General features: G+C 40.1%; 18 protein-coding genes. 14 read left to right on the top strand and 4 right to left on the bottom strand.

Annotated elements, in window-relative coordinates:
• Positions 1-30: 30 nt before the first annotated feature.
• The 10 genes from ACU6U9_RS10175 to ACU6U9_RS10130 all read left to right on the top strand — a co-directional run bounded on the left by ACU6U9_RS10175 (position 31) and on the right by ACU6U9_RS10130 (position 7987).
• Positions 31-975 carry a ribose-phosphate pyrophosphokinase gene (locus ACU6U9_RS10175; protein ID WP_446734904.1) on the top strand — a complete coding sequence of 315 codons (945 nt, stop codon included), beginning with the start codon at positions 31-33 and terminating at the stop codon, positions 973-975.
• Between the two features lie 103 nt (positions 976-1078).
• Entirely contained in the window at positions 1079-1714 is a 636-nt protein-coding gene (locus ACU6U9_RS10170; protein ID WP_446734903.1) for a 50S ribosomal protein L25/general stress protein Ctc, read from the top strand.
• A gap of 22 nt (positions 1715-1736) precedes the next feature.
• Positions 1737-2324, top strand: a complete 588-nt coding sequence (gene pth / locus ACU6U9_RS10165; protein ID WP_446734902.1) for an aminoacyl-tRNA hydrolase — start codon at positions 1737-1739, stop codon at positions 2322-2324.
• A gap of 202 nt (positions 2325-2526) precedes the next feature.
• Entirely contained in the window at positions 2527-3621 is a 1095-nt protein-coding gene (ychF, locus tag ACU6U9_RS10160; protein WP_446734901.1) for a redox-regulated ATPase YchF, read from the top strand.
• A 261-nt stretch (positions 3622-3882) separates the two neighbouring features.
• On the top strand, positions 3883-4701 hold the full coding sequence (locus ACU6U9_RS10155) for a MerR family transcriptional regulator (protein WP_446734900.1): 819 nt from the start codon (positions 3883-3885) through the stop codon (positions 4699-4701).
• Between the two features lie 45 nt (positions 4702-4746).
• The gene (locus ACU6U9_RS10150; protein WP_446734899.1) at positions 4747-5379 is read left to right on the top strand and encodes a GyrI-like domain-containing protein; all 633 of its coding nucleotides are present in this window, start codon (positions 4747-4749) and stop codon (positions 5377-5379) included.
• A gap of 7 nt (positions 5380-5386) precedes the next feature.
• Entirely contained in the window at positions 5387-5899 is a 513-nt protein-coding gene (locus ACU6U9_RS10145; RefSeq protein ID WP_446734898.1) for a DNA alkylation repair protein, read from the top strand.
• Between the two features lie 65 nt (positions 5900-5964).
• Entirely contained in the window at positions 5965-7173 is a 1209-nt protein-coding gene (locus ACU6U9_RS10140) for an IS256 family transposase (protein WP_446733082.1), read from the top strand.
• 18 nt (positions 7174-7191) lie between these two features.
• Complete coding sequence (locus tag ACU6U9_RS10135) at positions 7192-7461, top strand: DNA alkylation repair protein (RefSeq protein WP_446734897.1); 270 nt, start codon at positions 7192-7194, stop codon at positions 7459-7461.
• Between the two features lie 91 nt (positions 7462-7552).
• A complete protein-coding gene (locus tag ACU6U9_RS10130; protein ID WP_446734896.1) occupies positions 7553-7987 on the top strand; it encodes a methylated-DNA--[protein]-cysteine S-methyltransferase in 435 nt (144 codons plus the stop codon).
• Between the two features lie 81 nt (positions 7988-8068).
• Here ACU6U9_RS10130 and ACU6U9_RS10125 read toward each other — a convergent pair whose 3' ends face one another.
• Complete coding sequence (locus ACU6U9_RS10125; protein WP_446735081.1) at positions 8069-8662, bottom strand: DNA-3-methyladenine glycosylase I; 594 nt, start codon at positions 8660-8662, stop codon at positions 8069-8071.
• A gap of 181 nt (positions 8663-8843) precedes the next feature.
• Here ACU6U9_RS10125 and ACU6U9_RS10120 point away from each other — a divergent pair, with 181 nt between their 5' ends.
• The 3 genes from ACU6U9_RS10120 to ACU6U9_RS10110 all read left to right on the top strand — a co-directional run bounded on the left by ACU6U9_RS10120 (position 8844) and on the right by ACU6U9_RS10110 (position 13814).
• Positions 8844-11927: an ATP-binding protein gene (locus ACU6U9_RS10120; RefSeq protein WP_446734895.1), complete on the top strand. Its 3084-nt coding sequence runs from the start codon at positions 8844-8846 to the stop codon at positions 11925-11927.
• 42 nt (positions 11928-11969) lie between these two features.
• The gene (locus ACU6U9_RS10115; protein ID WP_446734894.1) at positions 11970-12737 is read left to right on the top strand and encodes an EAL domain-containing protein; all 768 of its coding nucleotides are present in this window, start codon (positions 11970-11972) and stop codon (positions 12735-12737) included.
• Positions 12738-12842: 105 nt separating this feature from the next.
• Positions 12843-13814, top strand: coding sequence for an NADPH:quinone oxidoreductase family protein (locus ACU6U9_RS10110; RefSeq protein WP_446734893.1), 972 nt, complete (start codon positions 12843-12845; stop codon positions 13812-13814).
• Between the two features lies 1 nt (position 13815).
• On the opposite strand, the gene ACU6U9_RS10105 is transcribed toward ACU6U9_RS10110, so the two are convergent.
• A complete protein-coding gene (locus tag ACU6U9_RS10105; RefSeq protein ID WP_446734892.1) occupies positions 13816-15843 on the bottom strand; it encodes an EAL domain-containing protein in 2028 nt (675 codons plus the stop codon).
• Positions 15844-16013: 170 nt separating this feature from the next.
• On the opposite strand from ACU6U9_RS10105, the gene ACU6U9_RS10100 reads away from it, so the two are divergent.
• Positions 16014-18827, top strand: a complete 2814-nt coding sequence (locus ACU6U9_RS10100) for an EAL domain-containing protein (protein ID WP_446734891.1) — start codon at positions 16014-16016, stop codon at positions 18825-18827.
• Here ACU6U9_RS10100 and ACU6U9_RS10095 read toward each other — a convergent pair.
• Complete coding sequence (locus tag ACU6U9_RS10095; protein WP_446734890.1) at positions 18824-19138, bottom strand: hypothetical protein; 315 nt, start codon at positions 19136-19138, stop codon at positions 18824-18826. The two genes, ACU6U9_RS10100 and ACU6U9_RS10095, sit on opposite strands and share 4 nt — an antisense overlap.
• A gap of 180 nt (positions 19139-19318) precedes the next feature.
• Positions 19319-20089, bottom strand: a complete 771-nt coding sequence (locus ACU6U9_RS10090; protein ID WP_446734889.1) for a ferredoxin--NADP reductase — start codon at positions 20087-20089, stop codon at positions 19319-19321.
• Positions 20090-20176 lie beyond the last annotated feature (87 nt).

Below are 20176 nucleotides of genomic sequence, written 5' to 3'. Positions count from 1 at the left end.
ATCAAGCTAATTAGCACATGGGGTATCCGAGTGTCTAAGTTAATGGTTTTTACCGGTAACGCAAATCCGGAACTGGCGCGTCTTATTGTTGAGCGTCTAGACCTTCCTTTAGGTGAGGCTACCTGCGGCCAATTCAGTGATGGTGAAATTACCATCGACATCCAAGAGAACGTACGCGGTAAAGACGTTTTCATTATCCAGCCAACCTGTGTGCCTACCAATGACAACCTTATGGAAGTGTTGTTAATGGCTGATGCATTGCGTCGCTCTTCTGCAGGGCGTGTTACGGCTGTTATTCCTTATTATGGTTATGCCCGTCAAGATCGTCGTGTACGCTCTGCGCGTGTGCCCATTTCTGCAAAAGTTGTGGCTGACATGCTACAAACGGCGGGTGTTGATCGCGTATTAACCGTTGATCTACACGCTGACCAAATTCAAGGCTTCTTCAATATCCCAATGGATAACATCTACGGTTCACCGATTTTATTAGATGACATTGAAAAGCAAAACTACGACAACTTGATGGTTGTCTCACCTGACGTAGGTGGTGTAGTGCGTGCACGTGCAATTGCTAAGCAATTAAATGATGCCGACCTTGCCATTATTGATAAACGTCGCCCGCAAGCCAATGAAGCACAAGTTATGCACATCATTGGTGATGTAACTGACCGTACTTGTGTACTGGTTGATGACATGGTCGATACAGCCGGTACGCTGTGTAAAGCAGCCGATGCACTTAAGCAGTTTGGTGCGAAAAAGGTTGTAGCTTACTGTACACATCCTGTACTATCCGGCGCCGCGATAAAGAACATTATGAATTCTCAGTTAGATGAGTTAGTGGTTACTGACACTATTCCTCTAACGGACGAAGCAAGAGCATGTGGGCAAATTCGCCAACTGACTCTAGCGGGCTTGTTAGCCGAGTCGATTCGACGGGTTAACAACGAAGAATCCATCAGTGCGATGTTTCGTTAATTCGAAACCGCGTATTTGATAGAGCTTAAAGTTCGCTTTAAGCAATGGGCTCTAATCCTGGTCGCGGGGTTAGGGCTAATTTCATTTATAAAGGGTAATAACCATGGCTAATTATGAATTAAGCGCCGAACTTCGCGAATTGAAAGGTACGGGTGCGAGCCGCCGTCTTCGTCGCGAAGCGGGCAAAACTCCTGGCATCGTTTACGGTGGCGACAAAGAACCGACTCAAGTAACTTTGGTTCTTAAAGATCTGAACAAATCATTTGAAGACGAAGGCTTTTTCAGCCACATCATCAAATTAAATGTTGCAGGTGAAACTGAAACTGTTCTTATCAAAGACGTTCAGCGCCACGCTTACAAGCCTGTTATTTTACACGTTGATTTCCAACGCGTATCTAACACCACCATCATCAAGCAGCACATTCCTTTACACTTCATCAACGAAGAAACGTGTAAAGGCGTTAAGCTACAAGGCGGTAAAGTTAAGCACACTATCTCTGACGTATTGGTTATTTGTGAAGCAGGTAAACTACCTGAGTTCATCGAAGTTGACCTAGCAGATGCAGAAGTGGGCACTATGCTTCACCTTTCTGACCTTGTATTGCCAGAAGGCGTTGAGATCCTTGAGCTAACTCATGGTTCTGATCACGATTCTGCTGTTGTATCTGTAGACATTCCTAAAGGTTTGGCTACTGAAGAAGATGACGCTGCTGCAGAAGACGCACCAGCTGCTGAGTAATCAACCAAATTAAGGCATTCGCGTGAAGGATAACATTCGTCTAATTGTGGGCTTGGGCAATCCCGGTTCAGAATATGAGAATACGCGTCACAACGCAGGTGCTTGGTTACTCAACGAGATTGCACGCCACTATGGCGTGCAACTCAAACCTGAAAAAAAATTCCACGGTCTTTGTGGTAAAGCCTTAATCAAAGGCAAAGAAGTCTTTTTACTCTTCCCTACTACCTTCATGAATGTAAGCGGCCAAGCGGTTCAAGCCCTTGCTAACTTTTATAAAATTCCTGTAAATGAAATTCTCGTCTTACACGATGAATTAGATTTACCTGTGGGCACGGCCAAATTAAAACTCGGCGGTGGTCATGGCGGTCAAAACGGTTTACGCGACATCATCAGTAAAATGGCCAACGACAAAAATTTTTATCGCTTACGCATTGGTATCGGACATCCTGGCGATAAAAACAAAGTCACAGGGCATGTGTTAGGTAAGCCAAATAAAGACGAATTAAAAAAGATTGAAACCATCATCGACGTAGCAACATCTGAAATCGACAGCTTAGTCACAGGTGATTGGTCAGGCGCAATGAACCGCCTGCATAGCATAAAGGCTTGACGGAAAATGGGAGACGGGAGACGCCCTAAAGTCCCCGCCACCCTGAGATGAAAGAAATAGCCTTAGGGCAAATAAACTAATACCTGAAAACTGCCAAGATTAAGCTGGCACTTTTCTAATAGAATTTTTATATCCGCAGCGGTGTCACGAAGACTTTCAAGCGTCTCACGTCTCCCGTCTAGCGCAAAGCGAGGAGAAAATAATGGGTTTTAAATGTGGCATTGTCGGTTTACCAAACGTTGGTAAATCCACCCTTTTTAATGCACTGACTAAATCAGGTATTGGTGCAGAGAACTTTCCGTTTTGTACAATTGAGCCTAACAGTGGTGTGGTGCCGATGCCAGATGCACGCCTTGATGCACTGGCCGCCATTGTAGTGCCGCAAAAAGTCATCCCGACCTCTATGGAGTTTGTGGATATCGCGGGCCTTGTTAAGGGCGCGTCAAAAGGCGAAGGCCTAGGTAACCAGTTCTTAGCGAACATTCGTGAAACCGATGCGATTGCTCACGTTGTGCGTTGCTTTGAAGACGAAAACGTTATCCACGTTGAAAACCGAATCAACCCAGCCGATGACATCGACGTTATTAACCTTGAATTAATTCTAGCCGACCTTGAGTCAGCTGAGAAACAATTGCAACGTGTAACACGTACTGCCAAAAGCGGCGACAAAGATGCCGTAGCCGATAAAAACCTATTAGAAAAAATGGTTGCCCATTTAGAAAATGACCAGCCAATTCGCTCAATGGAGCTAGACGACGATGATAATAAACGCGTACGTTTATTTCATATGATCACCGTAAAGCCAACCATGTACATTGCTAACGTGGCTGAAGATGGTTTTGAAAACAACCCATTCTTAGACATCGTCAATGCCATCGCAGCAAAAGAAAACGCCGTTGTTGTGCCGGTTTGTAATAAAATTGAACAAGAAATTTCTGAGCTAGATGACCCTGAAGACGTTGCCATGTTTCTTGAAGAAATGGGACAAAGCGAACCCGGTTTAAACCGTGTTATCCGTGGTGGTTATGAATTACTTGGCTTACAAACGTATTTCACCGCTGGTGTAAAAGAAGTACGCGCTTGGACCATTAAGAAAAACAGCACGGCACCAAAAGCCGCGGCGGCGATTCACACTGATTTCGAAAAAGGCTTCATTCGTGCCGAAACCATGGCCTATGATGACTTCATCGAATACAAAGGTGAAGCAGGCTGTAAGCAATCAGGCAAACTGCGTGTTGAAGGTAAAGAATACGTTGTTAAAGACGGCGACATCTTGCACTTCTTGTTTAACGTTTAATTAAACATCGCTTTAAAAGCCGCTTGTCATCGCGACAAGTGGCGTCTAAAACCTCTCAGCACACTCTAAACCCAACCTCACTGAACACCATCCTAAGTTAAACCCCGTACCGACATTTAAACCCTTGCACCTCATATCATCAGCACACTATAAACCGCACGATTAATCACACAATCAATTGCGCCCTATTGCCATTTACAGACTAAAGACGTTGACTCTCCCCCTAGGTAAGGCTGTATATTTTGCACTGGAATATAAGATGTGAGTATTTTAGCCATGTACACGATAGGAGAGTTTTCACGCATTACCAGCGTTACGGTTAAAGCGTTACGTCATTACCATGAAAAAGGCATTCTTGAGCCATCACATATCAATAAACACACCCGCTATCGATATTACACATCTGATGACATCAACAAATTACACCTCATATCAACCTTACAATTAATCAATTTTAATTTGAGCGAAATTAAAGAAGTGCTGTCATCGTACAATGACGAATCCGATATAACGCAGATATTAACCGTTAAAAGAAATCTTATTTCTCAAAAAATTGAAGACCTAAAAAAAGCATCGGCTATCATTGATATAACATTAAACAAAGAAAAGTCCGTGAAAAGCATATTAAGTAAACCCGCGGATATCCTGATAAAAAAGGTCCCAGATATTGAGGTCGCGGCCATTAAATGGGAAGGGGCCTATAAAAACACAGGCGCTATCGTTAAAAAACTCTACAAACAGTGTGCACGCTATGCATGCGGCCCGATATTTAATTTATACTTTCACAATGAATATCAAGAAACAGCCACAATAGAAACATGCCTTCCTATCAACATTAAACATAAAAAAGACCATGAGTATATTACGATACCTGGCAGAACTTACATTACCTTAGTGCACATAGGCTCATATGAAGACTTAGGATTAAGCTACGCAAAATTATTTGAACACATAAAAAATAATAATATAAAAACATCGCCCCCAATCAGAGAAATATACCACAAAGGTCCTGGCGTATTACTTAAGGGCAAGCCTAAAAATTACGCAACAGAAATTCAAATTCCTATTATTATTGAATAATAGAATTTATGCTTTAGTAAACAGGACATAACGAGGCTATACCCAATGCAAGATAAGCATGAGTGGCGAAAAAAAGAAAAAGCTATATACACCACAAGAAAAAATCCTGAAATAATAGACGTACCCACGTTCCAATATATAACCTTATCAGGTGAGGGCAGCCCAGCGTCTCCGATTTTCACGGATATAATAGGCACCTTATACTCATTATCATATGCAATAAAAATGACGCTTAAAAAATCAGGTAACCCACCATTAAGATACACTGATTATACGGTATACCCTTTAGAAGGCGTCTGGGATATCAATGAAGAAGCAAAGACTCATTTTTCAGGTAACGTATGCAAAGATGATTTTATTTATACATTAATGATTCGACAGCCAGCCTTTGTTAGTCATGACTTTTTCAATCAAATTATTAGCTCATTAAGCGAAAAAAAACCTAATAGGTTACTCAATGAGGTAAAGTTAGAATCAATCTCGGAGGGGAAATGCATTCAAATGCTGCATATTGGCAAATATGATGACGAACCCAATAGTTTTAATGAAATGGAAGCATTTGCAGCAAGTAAAGGAATGATTCGTTTATCTAAAGTACACCGTGAAGTCTACCTTTCTGATGCTAGAAAAGTTGAACCTGATAAACTGAAAACCATATTACGATTCAAAATAAAATAAACCCATCATGCATCTTATATCATATGTAGATATCATTAAGAATAAACTCAACCTTGCAGGCTCTATCGAGAAAGCACAGTTAAGCCAACGCTATCTTCCCAATGATATAAATTGTATTGGTGCAACCGCATTCGATATAAAAAAGATCATTGCTGAATTTCATATTCAATACCCAAACATCTCATCAGAAGATTCTCTTACTGTATGTGAACACATAATTAAGCATGCTAAATACAATGAAGAAATTTTAATTGCGTTTGGCCTCATCAATAAATTTGTCGCCAAACATTATGATGATACCTTACTCTTACGATTTGAATATTGGCTAGAACACAATATAAACAACTGGTCACAAGTGGATGACTTATGCATTAAGACCATTTTTCGATTCCTGATGGCTCGCCCTCATTTAATCGATCAGACTCAACATTGGGCATACTCTCATGTCTCATGGTGTCGTCGAGCCAGCAATGTGGTTTGGGTGAAGTTTATAAAAAGAAAAATTGGCACGTCCGTATAGAGGCTGTAGATAAATCTGTGTAACTGCTTATCATCAAAGCCAGAAATGGCTAAGGATAGGCAGCAATGAACAAAGAAGCACTAGAAGCCTTTGCCCGCGAAGCGGCAAAGGGTATTAAAACAGAACAAGACCTTAATGAATTTCGTCAGATGCTCACTAAAGTGACAGTTGAGCGGGCTTTAAATACTGAGCTTGATGAGCACCTTGGTTATGAACGGAATGAAGAATCCTCTAACTCCAATAGCCGCAATGGCACCACCAGTAAAACTTTACGCACCGAAGATGGCCAGTTTCAACTAGATACCCCTAGGGATCGCGAAGGCTCTTTTAATCCTAAATTAGTAAAGAAAAATCAGACTCGGTTTACCTCGATGGACGATAAAATTTTATTTTTATACGCCCAAGGCATGACCACACGAGAAATCGTTAAAACGTTTAAAGAACTGTATAACGCAGATGCCTCTCCAAGCCTAATTTCAAAAGTCACTGATGCGGTCATTGAAGAAGTGATTGAATGGCAATCTCGTGAATTAGATGCGGTGTATCCCATTGTTTATCTTGATTGCATCGTGCTTAAAATTCGTCAGGACAAACAGGTGATCAATAAATCAGTTTACCTTGCCTTAGGCGTCAACATGGAAGGCCACAAGGAGTTATTGGGCATGTGGCTATCTGAAAACGAAGGGGCTAAGTTCTGGCTAAATGTTCTGACTGAGCTGCAGAATCGTGGTGTGAAAGACATTCTCATTGCTTGCGTGGATGGCCTGAAGGGCTTTCCAGATGCTATCAATGCCGTCTATCCAGAAACGCAAATTCAGCTGTGCATCGTGCACATGGTGCGTAACTCAGTGAAGTACGTTCCTTGGAAAGATTACAAAGCCGTCACCGCTGATTTAAAGAAAATTTACCAGGCCGCGACTGAGGAAAGTGCCTTGCAATCACTGTCTGATTTTAGTGAGAAGTGGGATGGTCAATATCCACAAATCAGCCGATCTTGGCGTAATCACTGGGAGAATTTAAATACGCTTTTTAACTATCCTGCTGATATCAGAAAAGCCATTTACACAACCAATGCCATTGAATCTCTGAACAGCGTTATTCGAAAAGCGACGAAAAAACGAAAAGTATTTCCAACAGAAGAGTCGGCTAAAAAAGTGGTTTACCTTGCGGTACGACAAGCTTCGGAAAAGTGGACTATGCCCATAAGAAACTGGAAAACGGCCTTGAACCGATTTATGATCATGTTCGAAGACCGTTTGAAAGATTACATTTAAAACTGGCGGTTACACAGAATGGCTTACATCCTCTCCGTATATTATCTGAACAAAGAGTTAATCTTCAAAAATTGTAATACCCTCATTAATGACAAAGACCCCTTTGTTCAAAAAAGCATTGGTTGGTTATTAAAAGTAGCCTCATTACAATATGAAGATGATGTGATTAGATACATTGAAGAGAATGGCAGCTTGATGACAAGACCCACCATTCGATACGCGCTTGAAAAATTGAATACAAGCACAAGAAAACGACTATTAACTGAAACAAAAATACATTCACCATGAATATAGAGCCACCTAATGATCAGTATTCAATACTACAAAACCAAAATTGGTGAGTTAATTTTAGGCTCTTTTGAAGATCAACTGTGCATACTTGATTTCAGATACCGAAAAATGCGAAATACCGTTGATAACAGAATCAAAACAAGGCCTAAACACACCGTTTATAGAACAAGATACCGATGTACTGCAACAAACACGCATGCAAATTGATGAGTACCTTAATGGTGACAGAACAGTATTCGACATCCCCTTATTAATGGTCGGTACTGACTTTCAAAAAAGTGTATGGAATGCCTTAATAAAAATCCCATACGGCACCACATCTACCTACTTACAACTGGCAAAAAGTATTGATAATGAAAAAGCCGTTCGCGCTGTTGCCAGTGCTAACGGTGCTAACTCAATGAGTTTGATTATCCCCTGCCATCGAATCATTGGCAGTAATAGTGAACTTGTTGGGTATGGCGGCGGGTTACCTGTAAAAAAGCGACTCTTAATACTAGAAGGTGATGACCTTTTCAAATAAAGGGCTGTATCAATAAGAAAGTGAAACACATGAATCTTGTGTTTTTTATCATACATCAATGTGTAATGTACGCTCTTAAGACTATCTTCGTGGCTTCTGCCCATCGTTGCCAGGGTGGCATGGGCAGTTTATTAAATGGTCATTCACCAGCCCCATAGACTGCATGAACGCATAACAAATCGTAGGACCTATGAATGTAAATCCTGCTTTCTTTAATGCTTTACTCATGGCTAAGGCCGCTTCTGTTTGCACAGGCACATCCGATAATTGTTTGTAATGGTTAACAATTACATCACCACCCACAAACCCCCATATAAACTCACTAAAGGTTTGCCCTTCTTTTTGTAGCTGGGTTTTAAGTTCTAAAAACGCCAATGCATTTTTACGAATGCCATACAGCTTTAAACGATTACGGATCAAGCCTGCATCTAGTAGTAGTGATTCAATTTCAGCATCGCTCATTTTAGCTACTTTATTAGGGTTAAACTGATAAAAACACTGCCTATAATAGCGACGTTTATTCAACACGGTTATCCAACTCAAACCCGCTTGTTGACCCTCTAAGCACAGCTTTTCAAACAGCTTATTATCGTCATAACAAGGCACACCCCACTCGTTATCATGATAATGAATATAACTCTCGCCCTTAGCCCAAGGGCACGTTTCTGTTTCTATGGAATTCACTGTATGCCCACCCAATATACTGTTTTTATATACAGCTTAAATATAACGTCCTCTCACCTTCATCACAAGAGCTCTACCCGCTGGATAAACCCATTAATTCACCTAGAGTTAAGTGAATACAATTCCAAATAAGACCACTTAAAAACTTAATGCTCTAAAATTGGTAAAAGCGATGACGATCGGCAATAAGGACTTTACTCTACGCCAAACACTGCTGATAACAGGAATGTTGTTGATTGTGCTTTATGGGACCATATTGCTTGTCTATCAATATATTGCATTTGGGCAAATCAAACACGAATTTCAAGACCGCATCACCAGTGAAATGGGCGCACGCTTCAATTCTATACAACGCAACATTACCAAACAGCACCAACGCATACAGTTTCTTTTTACCACCCCTCCTATTCAAGGCATAGCCCGTGCAACCAGCAATAATGGTATCGACCCAATAGACGGTACGAATCTTGAGCGCTGGAAAATCAGACTCGCCAACATTTTTGAAGGCTACTTAGAAAACTACCCCGATATCAACCAGGTACGCTATATCGGCATTACCGATAATGGTAAAGAGCTCGTACGAGTTGATCGCCAAGGTACAAACATAAAAATAATACCCGCTGAGCGTTTACAAGCAAAAGGGAATACTGATTATTTTAAAGAGGTCAGCAAATATCATCCGCGAAAAATTTATGTCTCCAACATCAATTTGAATCGCGAATATGGCCAAATACAATTGCCTTATTCACCTACACAACGCATTGCTATGCCAGTATTTGGGCTTGATAACAAAATTTTTGGCATTGTGATTATTAATATTGATGCCCGTTATCAAATTGAACTGTTTATCAATAGCTTAAATGAAGATTTAAAACTTTACATACTCAACAATAAATATGAATTCGTTCATCACCCAGAAAAAGAAAAATCATTTTTATTTGAATTTGATCACGAAATAAATTGGCAAAATGAATTTTCAGAGCCCTTTATTAATAGAAAAAAAACTCGTTTGATTCAGGTAAACAACTTAATTACAAGCGATCATTTTTACTACTTAAGTAAGAAAATATTGATTTCAGGTTTAAAAGAAGGACGCTTTCTAACCTTAATAATAGGCACGAATGAAGCCACCATGGATGCCTTACTTTATAAACGCCTAGGCACACTCGCACAAATAATGGGTGGGTTATTATTCATCGTGTTTCTTTTGTTTTCAGCTTATCAAGTTAATTTATACAGACGTATTGGCCTGATACGAGGTCAAGCTGAATTTAAAGCCATCGTTTCAGGCTCCCACGAGGGCATTATTGCAATGGATAAAAATGGTTATGTCAATAGTTGGAACAATGCTGCCAGTAACATTACCGGATACACAGAGCAAATGGCACTGGGTCAATCTGTCTTTGAATTGTTTTTACGTGAGGGTAAAACCATATTTACAAAAGCCGCCATTGACGAGGTTTACAATAATAGTGACGCCATAACATTTGAATGCGAGGCCGAAAACCGAAAAGGAAATAAACTTACTTTAACAGTTAATTTATCACCCATCATCTTAGATAACAATAATACCATTGGTGTTGCTGCATTATTCAGTGATATAACCGAACAAAAAAAAATCGAACAAGATATTATCAATTTAAATACATCACTTGAAGAAAAAGTAAAATCACGTACAAAGGAATTAGAAGAGGCTCGCAATCAAGCCTTAGAAGCCAGCACCATTAAAAGTGAGTTCATTGCTAATGTTAGCCATGAGATTCGCACACCAATGAACGGCGTGCTTGGAATGCTTGATTTACTTGCAAAAGACACGCTAACCAAACGTCAAAAACACCAATTAGAAATGGCAAAATACTCGGCTCAAAACTTAACCAGTTTAGTCAATGATATTTTAGACATATCAAAAATTGAAGCCGGTAAATTAGACATCGATGAGAGTGGTTTTAATCTCATTAAATTTCTTTCAGATGTATCTACGTCCCTTGCCATTCGAGCACAAGAAAAGGATCTTTATTTTATATTAGATGCAAGCAAGGTCGATCACGAACACGTATTAGGTGATGCCATGCGCATCAATCAAATTGTTACGAATCTTGTGGGTAATGCGCTAAAATTCACAGACAAGGGCGGCATTACCGTTAAAGCCGAAACCCAAGAGCAATCGGATTCCTCTATTAGCTTAAAATGCAGTGTTATTGATACAGGAAAAGGCATCGCCTCAGATAAACTAGCAACATTATTTGAATCTTTTACACAAGAAAATAGCAGCATTACAAAACAATATGGCGGCACGGGCTTAGGCCTAACGATTAGTCGCCAGCTGTGTCAGTTAATGGGTGGTTCGATAACCGTCAGTAGCACAGTTGATGAAGGCAGTATTTTTAGCTTTAATGTTAAAATTAAAAAAAGCGTCGACAAACCCGATGACATTATCAATAAAAAATTCCCTAATGCGAACATTTTATTAGCAAGTAAAAATATTAAGTTACTGGATATTTTAAGTACACAACTGAAAAACTATGGCTGTACAACACAAACAACGCATGATCAAGCTTCATTAGAAGCGTTATTAACAATAAGCCATAGTTTTAATTTAATATTAATTGATGATATTATTTTAAATGATGTCACTTCGGTATTACAAAATTATGAACTAACCTCCTCACATTCTAGATCTGCCATCTATATTATTGAAAACTCTAAAGACAGCTTAATTGAACGCCATGCATTTAAGAGCTTGATGAAACCCGTTACGCCTGTCAGTCTTATTCATTGCCTAGAAAGTCAATTTAATTCAGATAACAACAAAGAAACTGTTAAAAATTCATCACACGATAATGCAACCAACTTACTTAAAGGTTATTCAATTTTGGTTGTCGACGATAACAATATTAATTTAGAAGTTGCTAAAGGTGTTTTAGAAGACTTTGACGTTAGCATTACTCTAGCCAATAGTGCCGAAGCATGTTTTGATGAGATATCAAAACATGATTTTGATTTTGTTTTAATGGACTGTCAAATGCCCGTCATGGATGGTTATACCGCCACGCGAAAAATCCGAAATGGTGAGTCTGGTGATAAAAATAAAGACTTAATTATTATTGCCATGACCGCACACGCCATGACCGGCGCCAAGGATACATGTATAGCCGCGGGTATGAATGATTACATCCCAAAACCTATTAACCCTGATTACATTAAAACGACGCTGTTAAAATGGTCATCATCTATTTTAAAAGATAAAAAAATTTAATATCAACATTATTTTTTCATACACAAAACTGCGAGCATTAAAATGGAAAAGCCGCAAGACTTCCAAGACATCACATGTAAGCAATGCCTTGAAAATAGTACTCTTAACTTTGACTTTACGATGGCTTTTCAGCCGATTGTCGATATTAACAAAAAAAGTATTTTTGGTTATGAGGCCCTTGTAAGAGGCCTTAATAATGAATCAGTGTATTCAATCATATCGAAAGTAAATGATAGTAATCGCTATCGCTTTGATCAACGCTGTCGCGTGAAAGCAATTGCATTAGCGGCTAAGTTAAACATGACCCAAGTTCTTAGCATTAATTTTTTACCCAATGCTATTTATAGACCCGACCTATGCATACGCACCACACTTGAAGCCGCTAAACAGCATAATTTCCCCATTGAACATATTTTATTTGAATTCACAGAAAATGAAAAAGTTGAGGATAACAGTCACATAAAAAATATTGTCAATCACTACCAAGACATTGGCTTTAAAACCGCTATCGATGATTTTGGTTCGGGTTATTCAGGGCTTAATCTACTTGCTGATTTTCAAACAGATATTGTCAAGTTTGATATGGCACTGATCCGTAATATCCATAAAGACACCGTTCGACAAGCCATTGTGCGTAACAATATCCGCCTTTGCCATGACTTAAACATTCGCCCTTTAGCCGAAGGTATTGAGCACCAAGATGAGCTAAATGCACTGCAAGATATGGGCGTAGAATTAATTCAAGGTTTTTACCTAGCAAAACCGGCGTTTGAATCACTACCAAGCCTGGATTTTTCACTGATCCCATGACCAACCTATTATTAATTTTATAAATAGACTTCTATTAGTTCTATTCACTTCTTTTATACACTGTAACCTCCTAAAATTTACCTCACTACCAGAGGGCCAATAATAATGAAAAAAGTGATCTGCGAGCAATTTGCTCCAATAGAAGATTTAAAAGTCGTAGACGTCGCCAGCCCAGAGGTAAAAAAGAACCAAGTTCGTATTACGGCTCAAGCCATTGGTGTGAATTACCCTGACGGCCTGTTGGTTCAAGGCTTGTACCAAATGAAGCCGCCCACACCGTTTACCCCAGGTATTGAAGTGGCGGGTGTCATTGATGCAATCGGCGAAGGCGTCGAAAACTTTAAAGTCGGCGACTCAGTCGCGGCCATCATGCCAATCGGCGGTTATGCTGAGCAAGTGGTCATTCACCAGTCTATCGTTCAGCCGTTACCTGCTGGTCTATCAGCCGAACATGCAACCGCGCTTATGTGTGCATATGGCACGTCACACCACGCATTGAAACAACGAGCTAACCTGCAAGAAGGCGAACATGTTTTAGTCTTGGGTGCCGCTGGCAGCACAGGGATTGCCGCCATCGAAATAGCCAAAGCCATGGGCGCGAAAGTAACCGCTGTTGCGTCTACACAAGAGAAGCTCGACATTGCGCAAGCTCATGGCGCAGACAATTTTGTATTAAACGATGCACAATTAGCCGACACACTTAAAAAGCTCGCAGGTAACAAAGGCTTCGATGTGGTGTTTGACCCGATTGGTGGTGATGCATTTGATGCCAGTATTCGCCGCATGGCGTGGAACGGTCGTTATCTGGTGATTGGCTTTGCATCGGGTCGTATACCTGAATTTGGTGTTAATTTAGCGCTGGTCAAAGGCTTTAGTGTGATGGGCGTGTTTTGGGGCAGTTTTGTACAAAAGCAGCCACACGATTATATGGCGAACCAAGTTGAACTGTTCACTTGGTATAGCAAAGGCATGCTTAAACCACATATACACAAAGTGTATGCGATTGATGACGTACAAGACGCTTTGAATGATGTACTGCAACGTAAAGTCGCAGGCAAAGTGGTGCTCGCACCCTGAGTTATTTTTGATGTTTAACGCAGTATGCCACTAATTCAGGAAGAGGCAGTGGCATACTAAACAACTGCCCCTGATATTGATTACACCCCACGCTATGAAGCACATTTAACTGTGATTCATCTTCGACCCATTCTGCAACTAAGGTTGCATTCATACCCCGCGCTAACTGTCCCATGCTTTGTACTATTTCTTGTACCAGTGCACTGCTAGAAACGTCTTTAATAATACTGCCATCAATCTTAATCGTATGAACAGGAAACGACTTCAAATAATGCAGTGAGGTATGGCCCATACCAAAATCATCCACAGCAATTCTTACGCCCATTTTTGCGAGTATTTGTAGATCTTGAATCAGTTTATCGGTCAAACGTAATTGGTGCCCTTCTGTAATTTCTAATTCGATTCGAGTTGGATCAATATTGAAGTGTGCAATACGATCTTGTATCTCTTGAAGAAAATGAATATTTGACAGTTGAATAGGCGACACATTAATGGCGATCGGAATACCAACAAAACCGTGGCTTCGATCCATCATATTCATGTCTTTAAAGCAGCGCTCTATAATCCATAAGCCCAAGCTATGAATTTGGTTATTTTCTTCTGCTATGGGAATAAAAATTGAAGGTGGTATATGGCCAAAAACAGGATGATGCCAACGAATTAACGCCTCCGCACCTAATACTTTACCCATGCGCTCAAGTTTAGGCTGATAATGCAGCTCTAAATTATCTTTCTTCGCTAAATCAAGTGCAATGCGGCGGCAAAAAATGCCTACTTCATCAGGACGGCGTAAAGCCTGACGCACATCAAATTCAGGGTGGCTCATCTTTTTAATCAGCGACTCAATTTTATCTGCTTGCTTTAAAGCTTGTTCTGCCTCGTATTGCTTCATAAATGGCCGATACACCAAAGCACTCGTGACACAAATAATTAGTTGCATAACGGCGCCACTCCAGTGATCCGCTAACAAAAACCCGCCTAATAAAAATGGCATACTCCAAGGCACATCATGATTGCTAAAGGTTAAAAAACCTGAAGACACCGCCAAAGATGTCATTAGAATCGCCAATATCGGCATTAATATAAACGGTAAAAATAAGTAGCGGTTAAAAACGATGGGCAGGCCAAAAATAATGAGCTCATTAATATTAAAAAGGCTAGGCACCATTGCGTATTTAGCAAATTGACGGTTGCTTCTTCGGCGCGAGAAAAACATAGCCATCACAAGCCCTAACGTACAACCTGATCCCCCAAGATACGCAAAGTGATTGATCATTTCTGCACTAAAATTTGAAGGGTTAATGTGCATAAAAATAACGTCGGCAGCGATCCCAATAACCGATGCACCATGAATACCAACAAACCAAGCCACTTGATTAATCATAATGACTTTAATAGCTTGCCATAAACTCAAGCCATTAACCGCATCAATGCTGCCAACTAGCCATAATATAACCGACTGAATAAATGAAACATCCATAAATAGCCAGCCATAAATCATAACCATAAACACAGGCAATACCGCAGCCGGAATAATCATGCGAATAATAATAGAAAGCTGACCGTGAATTTCATGCTCAAGATAAGACAATTGAAAAGGGGTAAAGCGCACCCACCAAACAAACAATTCAGTAAACACAATCGCCACCAGCAACGCATGCAATATGTGCTTAAAGCCAAAGTGAGAATGCACTTTAATGGCCCCTGACATATACAGCATAATCACCAAAGTGACACCCGCAATCATCGACACCATCAAAGCATCAATGCGTAAATCAAAAATATCTTTATAGGCATTGGCGAGCTGATAACTGACACTGCAAACAAGAAATAAAGAGACAAGGCCGTTTGTGGAGTAGGAAATGAATTGCCCTACTTTAAAAACAAATAAACCCTCAAGGTTTGGAAAATAGATAGGCAGCTGAATAAAGGTAAGCGCCAACGCGCCCAGAAAAAGCATCGGCAATAAGGCGACAAAGCCCTGCTGTGTGCAAGTCAGCCATAGTTGTGCTCTTTGTAAATGCGTCATAAGTATTGGTCATTCCATTATCGGCTAAGGATAATGGAAAATGTGATTGAATTCGATGAAGTAAGTCACTTAAACAAAGAAACATCGCATTTTATACCCTATAGATTAACACCGCATAAATGCGATTATTAGCTAGACTTAAAGAATATCCGTAGACCTTGTGCAGCCTTATGAAGAGCCCACCCGTTCCTTTTCAGCAGTTAGTGGAATATGCACCAGCAGGCATATTCCATAGCAACAGCAAGGGGGAAATCACATATGCCAATGAGCACTGGACAAAGTTACTCGGGTTAACCCATTGTGAAAGCCATGGCTCTAAGTGGCTCGATGCCATTGAAGACGCTGAAGTAGACGCGTTAAAACAAGAGTGGCTATCATGCATTAGCACTAACGTACCATTCCATTTTGAAGTAAAACTGAAACTCAAAAGAGGCTTATCACAATATATTCGTATAGACGCTAACCCCATTATCGAAAAAGGCCTTCTGATTGGATACGTCGGCCATGCTAAAGATATCACCCTACCCACCAATCAAGAGTTTCAACTTAAAAAAAACAATGTCCTTGAAAAAGCACTGATTCATCAATCTCGCATCCCCTATGCGGTTAGAAATGACGATGATCAAATTAGTTATATTAATCCCGCATTTACTCATATATTCGGCTATAAGCTCGACGATATACAAACCACAGAGCAGTGGTATGAAAAGGCGTATCCGGATATTGACTACCGAAATGCGATCAAAAAAGATTGGCAACAATATTTAAATAACTTAGACAAAAAACATAAAGTCACCTCGCTTGAAACACTGATTCGCTGCAAAGATGGCAACATAAAAACCGTATTAATTTCACCGTCAAAGTTACTGGGTACATCAGAGGACCAATTTTCAATTAGCTTTTATGACATAAGCGAACTCAAGCTGGCACAAGAATCACTCGAAAAAAGTCAAGAACGATTCGCACTTGCGGTCAAAGGCAGTGGCGTCGGCATTTGGGACTGGAACATTGAAAATGGCCATGTATTTTTTGCCAAAGAGTTTAAACAAGAACTGGGCTATAGCGATGAAGAGTTTATCAATAGTGTTGACTCATTTTTTCAATACTTACACCCAGGTGATAAGCAAAGAGTAGAAAATGCATTTAATGATCACCTATCCGACAAGAATACCCCTTATTTTATTAAATACAGAATGTGCAATAAAGATGGTGAGTACCATTGGTATCAAGGTGTTGGGCAAGCACTTAAGTCAGAAAACGGTCACGCTTATCGTATGGTCGGAAGCCATACTAATATATCCCAGCAAATGATCAATCATGACGAACTCACACTGGCAAAAATGGTATTTGATCACAGTGGTGAAGCCATTATCACAACAACGGTCAGTGGTCGTATTCAAGCAACTAACCCTGCATTTAGATTAATAACAGGCTTTCAAAAAGAAGAATTAATTGGCTCGAACATTTCGGTTATTAAAAGTGAAAAAAACTCAAAAAATCTTGGCAAAAATATAATCATAGGCTTAGTAAAAAATGGCGTATGGTCGGGCGAAGTATGGTGCGTCAAAAAAGATGCCGATGATATCGCGGTTTCTGTTGTCATTAACGCAATAAAAAATGAAAAAGGCATAACAAAAAAATACATTGCTTTATTCACCGATATTACCGAAAAAAAGCAAACCCAAGAGACCATTTGGAAACAAGCCCACTACGATACATTAACGCAGTTACTTAACCGTAATAGTTTTACTAAATACGTTGATATTGCACTTAAAGGCAATAACCCTTTCGCACTATTATTTATTGATCTTGATCATTTTAAACGAGTAAACGATACATTAGGACATAACGTTGGCGATGAGTTACTTATTCAGGCCGCTCACCGCATTAAACACTGTGTACGTCACTCTGATATTGTTTCACGCTTTGGTGGTGATGAATTCACCGTTATTTTATCTGGGCAAATAAATGAAAAAATCATTAATAGAATATGCAATCAAATTATAAAAAGTTTATCGGCACCTTATGACTTAAGTGGCGAAGCCGCCTACATAAGTGCCAGTATCGGTGTCACTCAATATCCGCAAGATAGCCAAGACATTGAGACGCTATATAAATACGCAGATCAAGCCATGTACAGCGCAAAACACAACGGGCGGGGCTGTTATGCTTTCTTTACCGAAGAGCTCGAATTAGCTGCCAACCGGCACAGAGAGGTCTCTTCTGATCTACGCAAAGCGTTAAATAATAATGAACTGTATGTACTTTATCAGCCAATCATCAGTTTAGACTCAGGGGAAATACATAAAGCAGAGGCATTGCTTCGCTGGGAACACCCCGAACGTGGTCTTGTATGCCCTAGCGAATTTATTCCTCTTGCAGAAGAGACCGGCTTAATTAATGAAATTGGTGACTGGGTATTTAAGCAAGCTGCGGTTCAAGCAAAAGTATTACGTAAGAAAATATCCCGTCAGTTTCAAGTAAGCATTAATAAAAGCCCTATACAGTTTTATAATGACCATGCGACAGGTCATGCATTATGGAGTGCATTTTTAAGCACCATAAATCTAGATGGCAGTGCCATCGCGGTAGAAATCACAGAAGGGTTATTGCTCGACAGCACCGAAATGGTAAAAGAGAAATTAGTTGATTTTCAAAACAATAATATGGCAATTAGCCTAGACGATTTTGGCACAGGGTACAGCGCCCTAAGTTACTTAAAAAAATTCGATATTGATTATATTAAGATTGATCGCAGTTTTGTCATGAACATAGAAGACGATCATTACAATCGTATACTGTGCGAAACCATCATAGGTATGTCCCATAAATTGGGTATGAAAGTCATTGCAGAAGGCATTGAAAATGAAGAACAAAAGAAAATACTACTAGATGCAAAGTGTGATTATGGACAAGGCTATCTGTTCTCCAAGCCCATAACCGCCAGCGCACTCATGCAACTAATAGAAAAAACCAACCATTAGTCAGCGTATAAATCTTGATTTACTACATCCCAATCATATGTGGTTTTATAACCGGATTCCGTTTTTATAAAGACTTTATAAACCTCTAAGCTGCCTTCTACTAATTCACCGGCGGCTTTAATCTCTAAACCTTCATAATGGCGTAACTGCTGATTGTTTAATCCTGATAATTCAACCGAAGACGTTGTATTAACTAGGTGATACTCACCTTTAGAAAAAGTCACTTTACCCTCCATGGTTTGCAAAGAAGATGCAGACGCTTGGGCTGCTAATGCAAAAAGAATGGCACATAAGACGACAAGCTGTTTCATATTAAACTCCTTTATTTTTGAGTCTCCATTCAACCCAAGCTATGTGACAGGAAAATGAATAATATATGACAGTCCAAGAATATTAATGGCGCTACATGAATAATACAAAATGAGTGGCACAAAAAAGCCGCTTGATCATTCAAGCGGCTGACGTTTTATTACAAAACCATGACGCGCGAGTTATTCAACGAACGCCCTTTCGATCACGTATTCGGCTAGGTTGCCGTGGCGTGTTTCGCTTAGACCTTGCTCATCCAATATGGCGGTTAAGTCTTTTAACATGCTTGGGCTGCCGCACAGCATAAAGCGATCATCTTGCTTGTTGGGTGTGGGCAGGCCTAAGTCTGAGTACAATTTACCCGACGCCATTAAGTCGGTCAGGCGACCTTGGTTTTCATACTCTTCGCGGGTCACAGTTGGGTAGTACACTAATTTTTCTCGTACTATGTCCCCTAAATATTCATCATTTGGCAACTCATTCATAATGTAATCTTGGTAAGCCAATTCCGATTTGTAGCGCACTCCGTGAGTCAAAATCACCTTGTCGAATTTCTCATACGTGTACGGATCACGAATAATACTTAAAAACGGCGCAAGGCCCGTCCCCGTACTTAAAAGGTATAAGTTTTTGCCCGGCAATAAATCATCAACCAATAAGGTGCCTGTCGGCTTTTTACTAATTAAAATTTCATCACCTGGCTGAATTTTCTGTAAACGCGAGGTTAATGGGCCGTCTTGCACCTTGATGCTAAAAAACTCCATTTCTTCTTCATAATTCGCGCTGGCAATACTATAGGCACGCATTAAAGGCTTATCTTCGAGCTGTAATCCAATCATGATAAAGTGGCCGTTTTTGAAGCGTAGGCCTGCATCGCGCGTCACTTTGAAGCTAAATAAGCTATCGTTCCAATGGTGTACGCTGGTGACAGTTTCCTTGTTGAAGCCTTTCATGTTTCACCTGTCTATCTAATAAATGTCTGCTCACAGCATAGGCCTTGCCATTATATTTGCAAAATGGGTAATTTATCTATAAATTAT

This window comes from Pseudomonas sp. HK3 (assembly GCF_052920985.1).
The sequence above is the reverse complement of the archived record's forward strand: the minus strand, read 5'-3'. Positions and strand labels throughout refer to the sequence as shown.

Coding starts and splice junctions, on each gene's coding strand:
- ACU6U9_RS10120 (WP_446734895.1), top strand. CDS start 8,844: ATGACGATCGGCAATAAGGACTTTACTCTACGCCAAACACTGCTGATA.
- ACU6U9_RS10115 (WP_446734894.1), top strand. CDS start 11,970: ATGGAAAAGCCGCAAGACTTCCAAGACATCACATGTAAGCAATGCCTT.
- ACU6U9_RS10150 (WP_446734899.1), top strand. CDS start 4,747: ATGCAAGATAAGCATGAGTGGCGAAAAAAAGAAAAAGCTATATACACC.
- ACU6U9_RS10110 (WP_446734893.1), top strand. CDS start 12,843: ATGAAAAAAGTGATCTGCGAGCAATTTGCTCCAATAGAAGATTTAAAA.
- ychF (WP_446734901.1), top strand. CDS start 2,527: ATGGGTTTTAAATGTGGCATTGTCGGTTTACCAAACGTTGGTAAATCC.
- ACU6U9_RS10095 (WP_446734890.1), bottom strand. CDS start 19,138: ATGAAACAGCTTGTCGTCTTATGTGCCATTCTTTTTGCATTAGCAGCC.
- ACU6U9_RS10100 (WP_446734891.1), top strand. CDS start 16,014: ATGAAGAGCCCACCCGTTCCTTTTCAGCAGTTAGTGGAATATGCACCA.
- ACU6U9_RS10145 (WP_446734898.1), top strand. CDS start 5,387: ATGCATCTTATATCATATGTAGATATCATTAAGAATAAACTCAACCTT.
- ACU6U9_RS10105 (WP_446734892.1), bottom strand. CDS start 15,843: ATGACGCATTTACAAAGAGCACAACTATGGCTGACTTGCACACAGCAG.
- ACU6U9_RS10170 (WP_446734903.1), top strand. CDS start 1,079: ATGGCTAATTATGAATTAAGCGCCGAACTTCGCGAATTGAAAGGTACG.
- ACU6U9_RS10090 (WP_446734889.1), bottom strand. CDS start 20,089: ATGAAAGGCTTCAACAAGGAAACTGTCACCAGCGTACACCATTGGAAC.
- ACU6U9_RS10135 (WP_446734897.1), top strand. CDS start 7,192: ATGGCTTACATCCTCTCCGTATATTATCTGAACAAAGAGTTAATCTTC.
- ACU6U9_RS10140 (WP_446733082.1), top strand. CDS start 5,965: ATGAACAAAGAAGCACTAGAAGCCTTTGCCCGCGAAGCGGCAAAGGGT.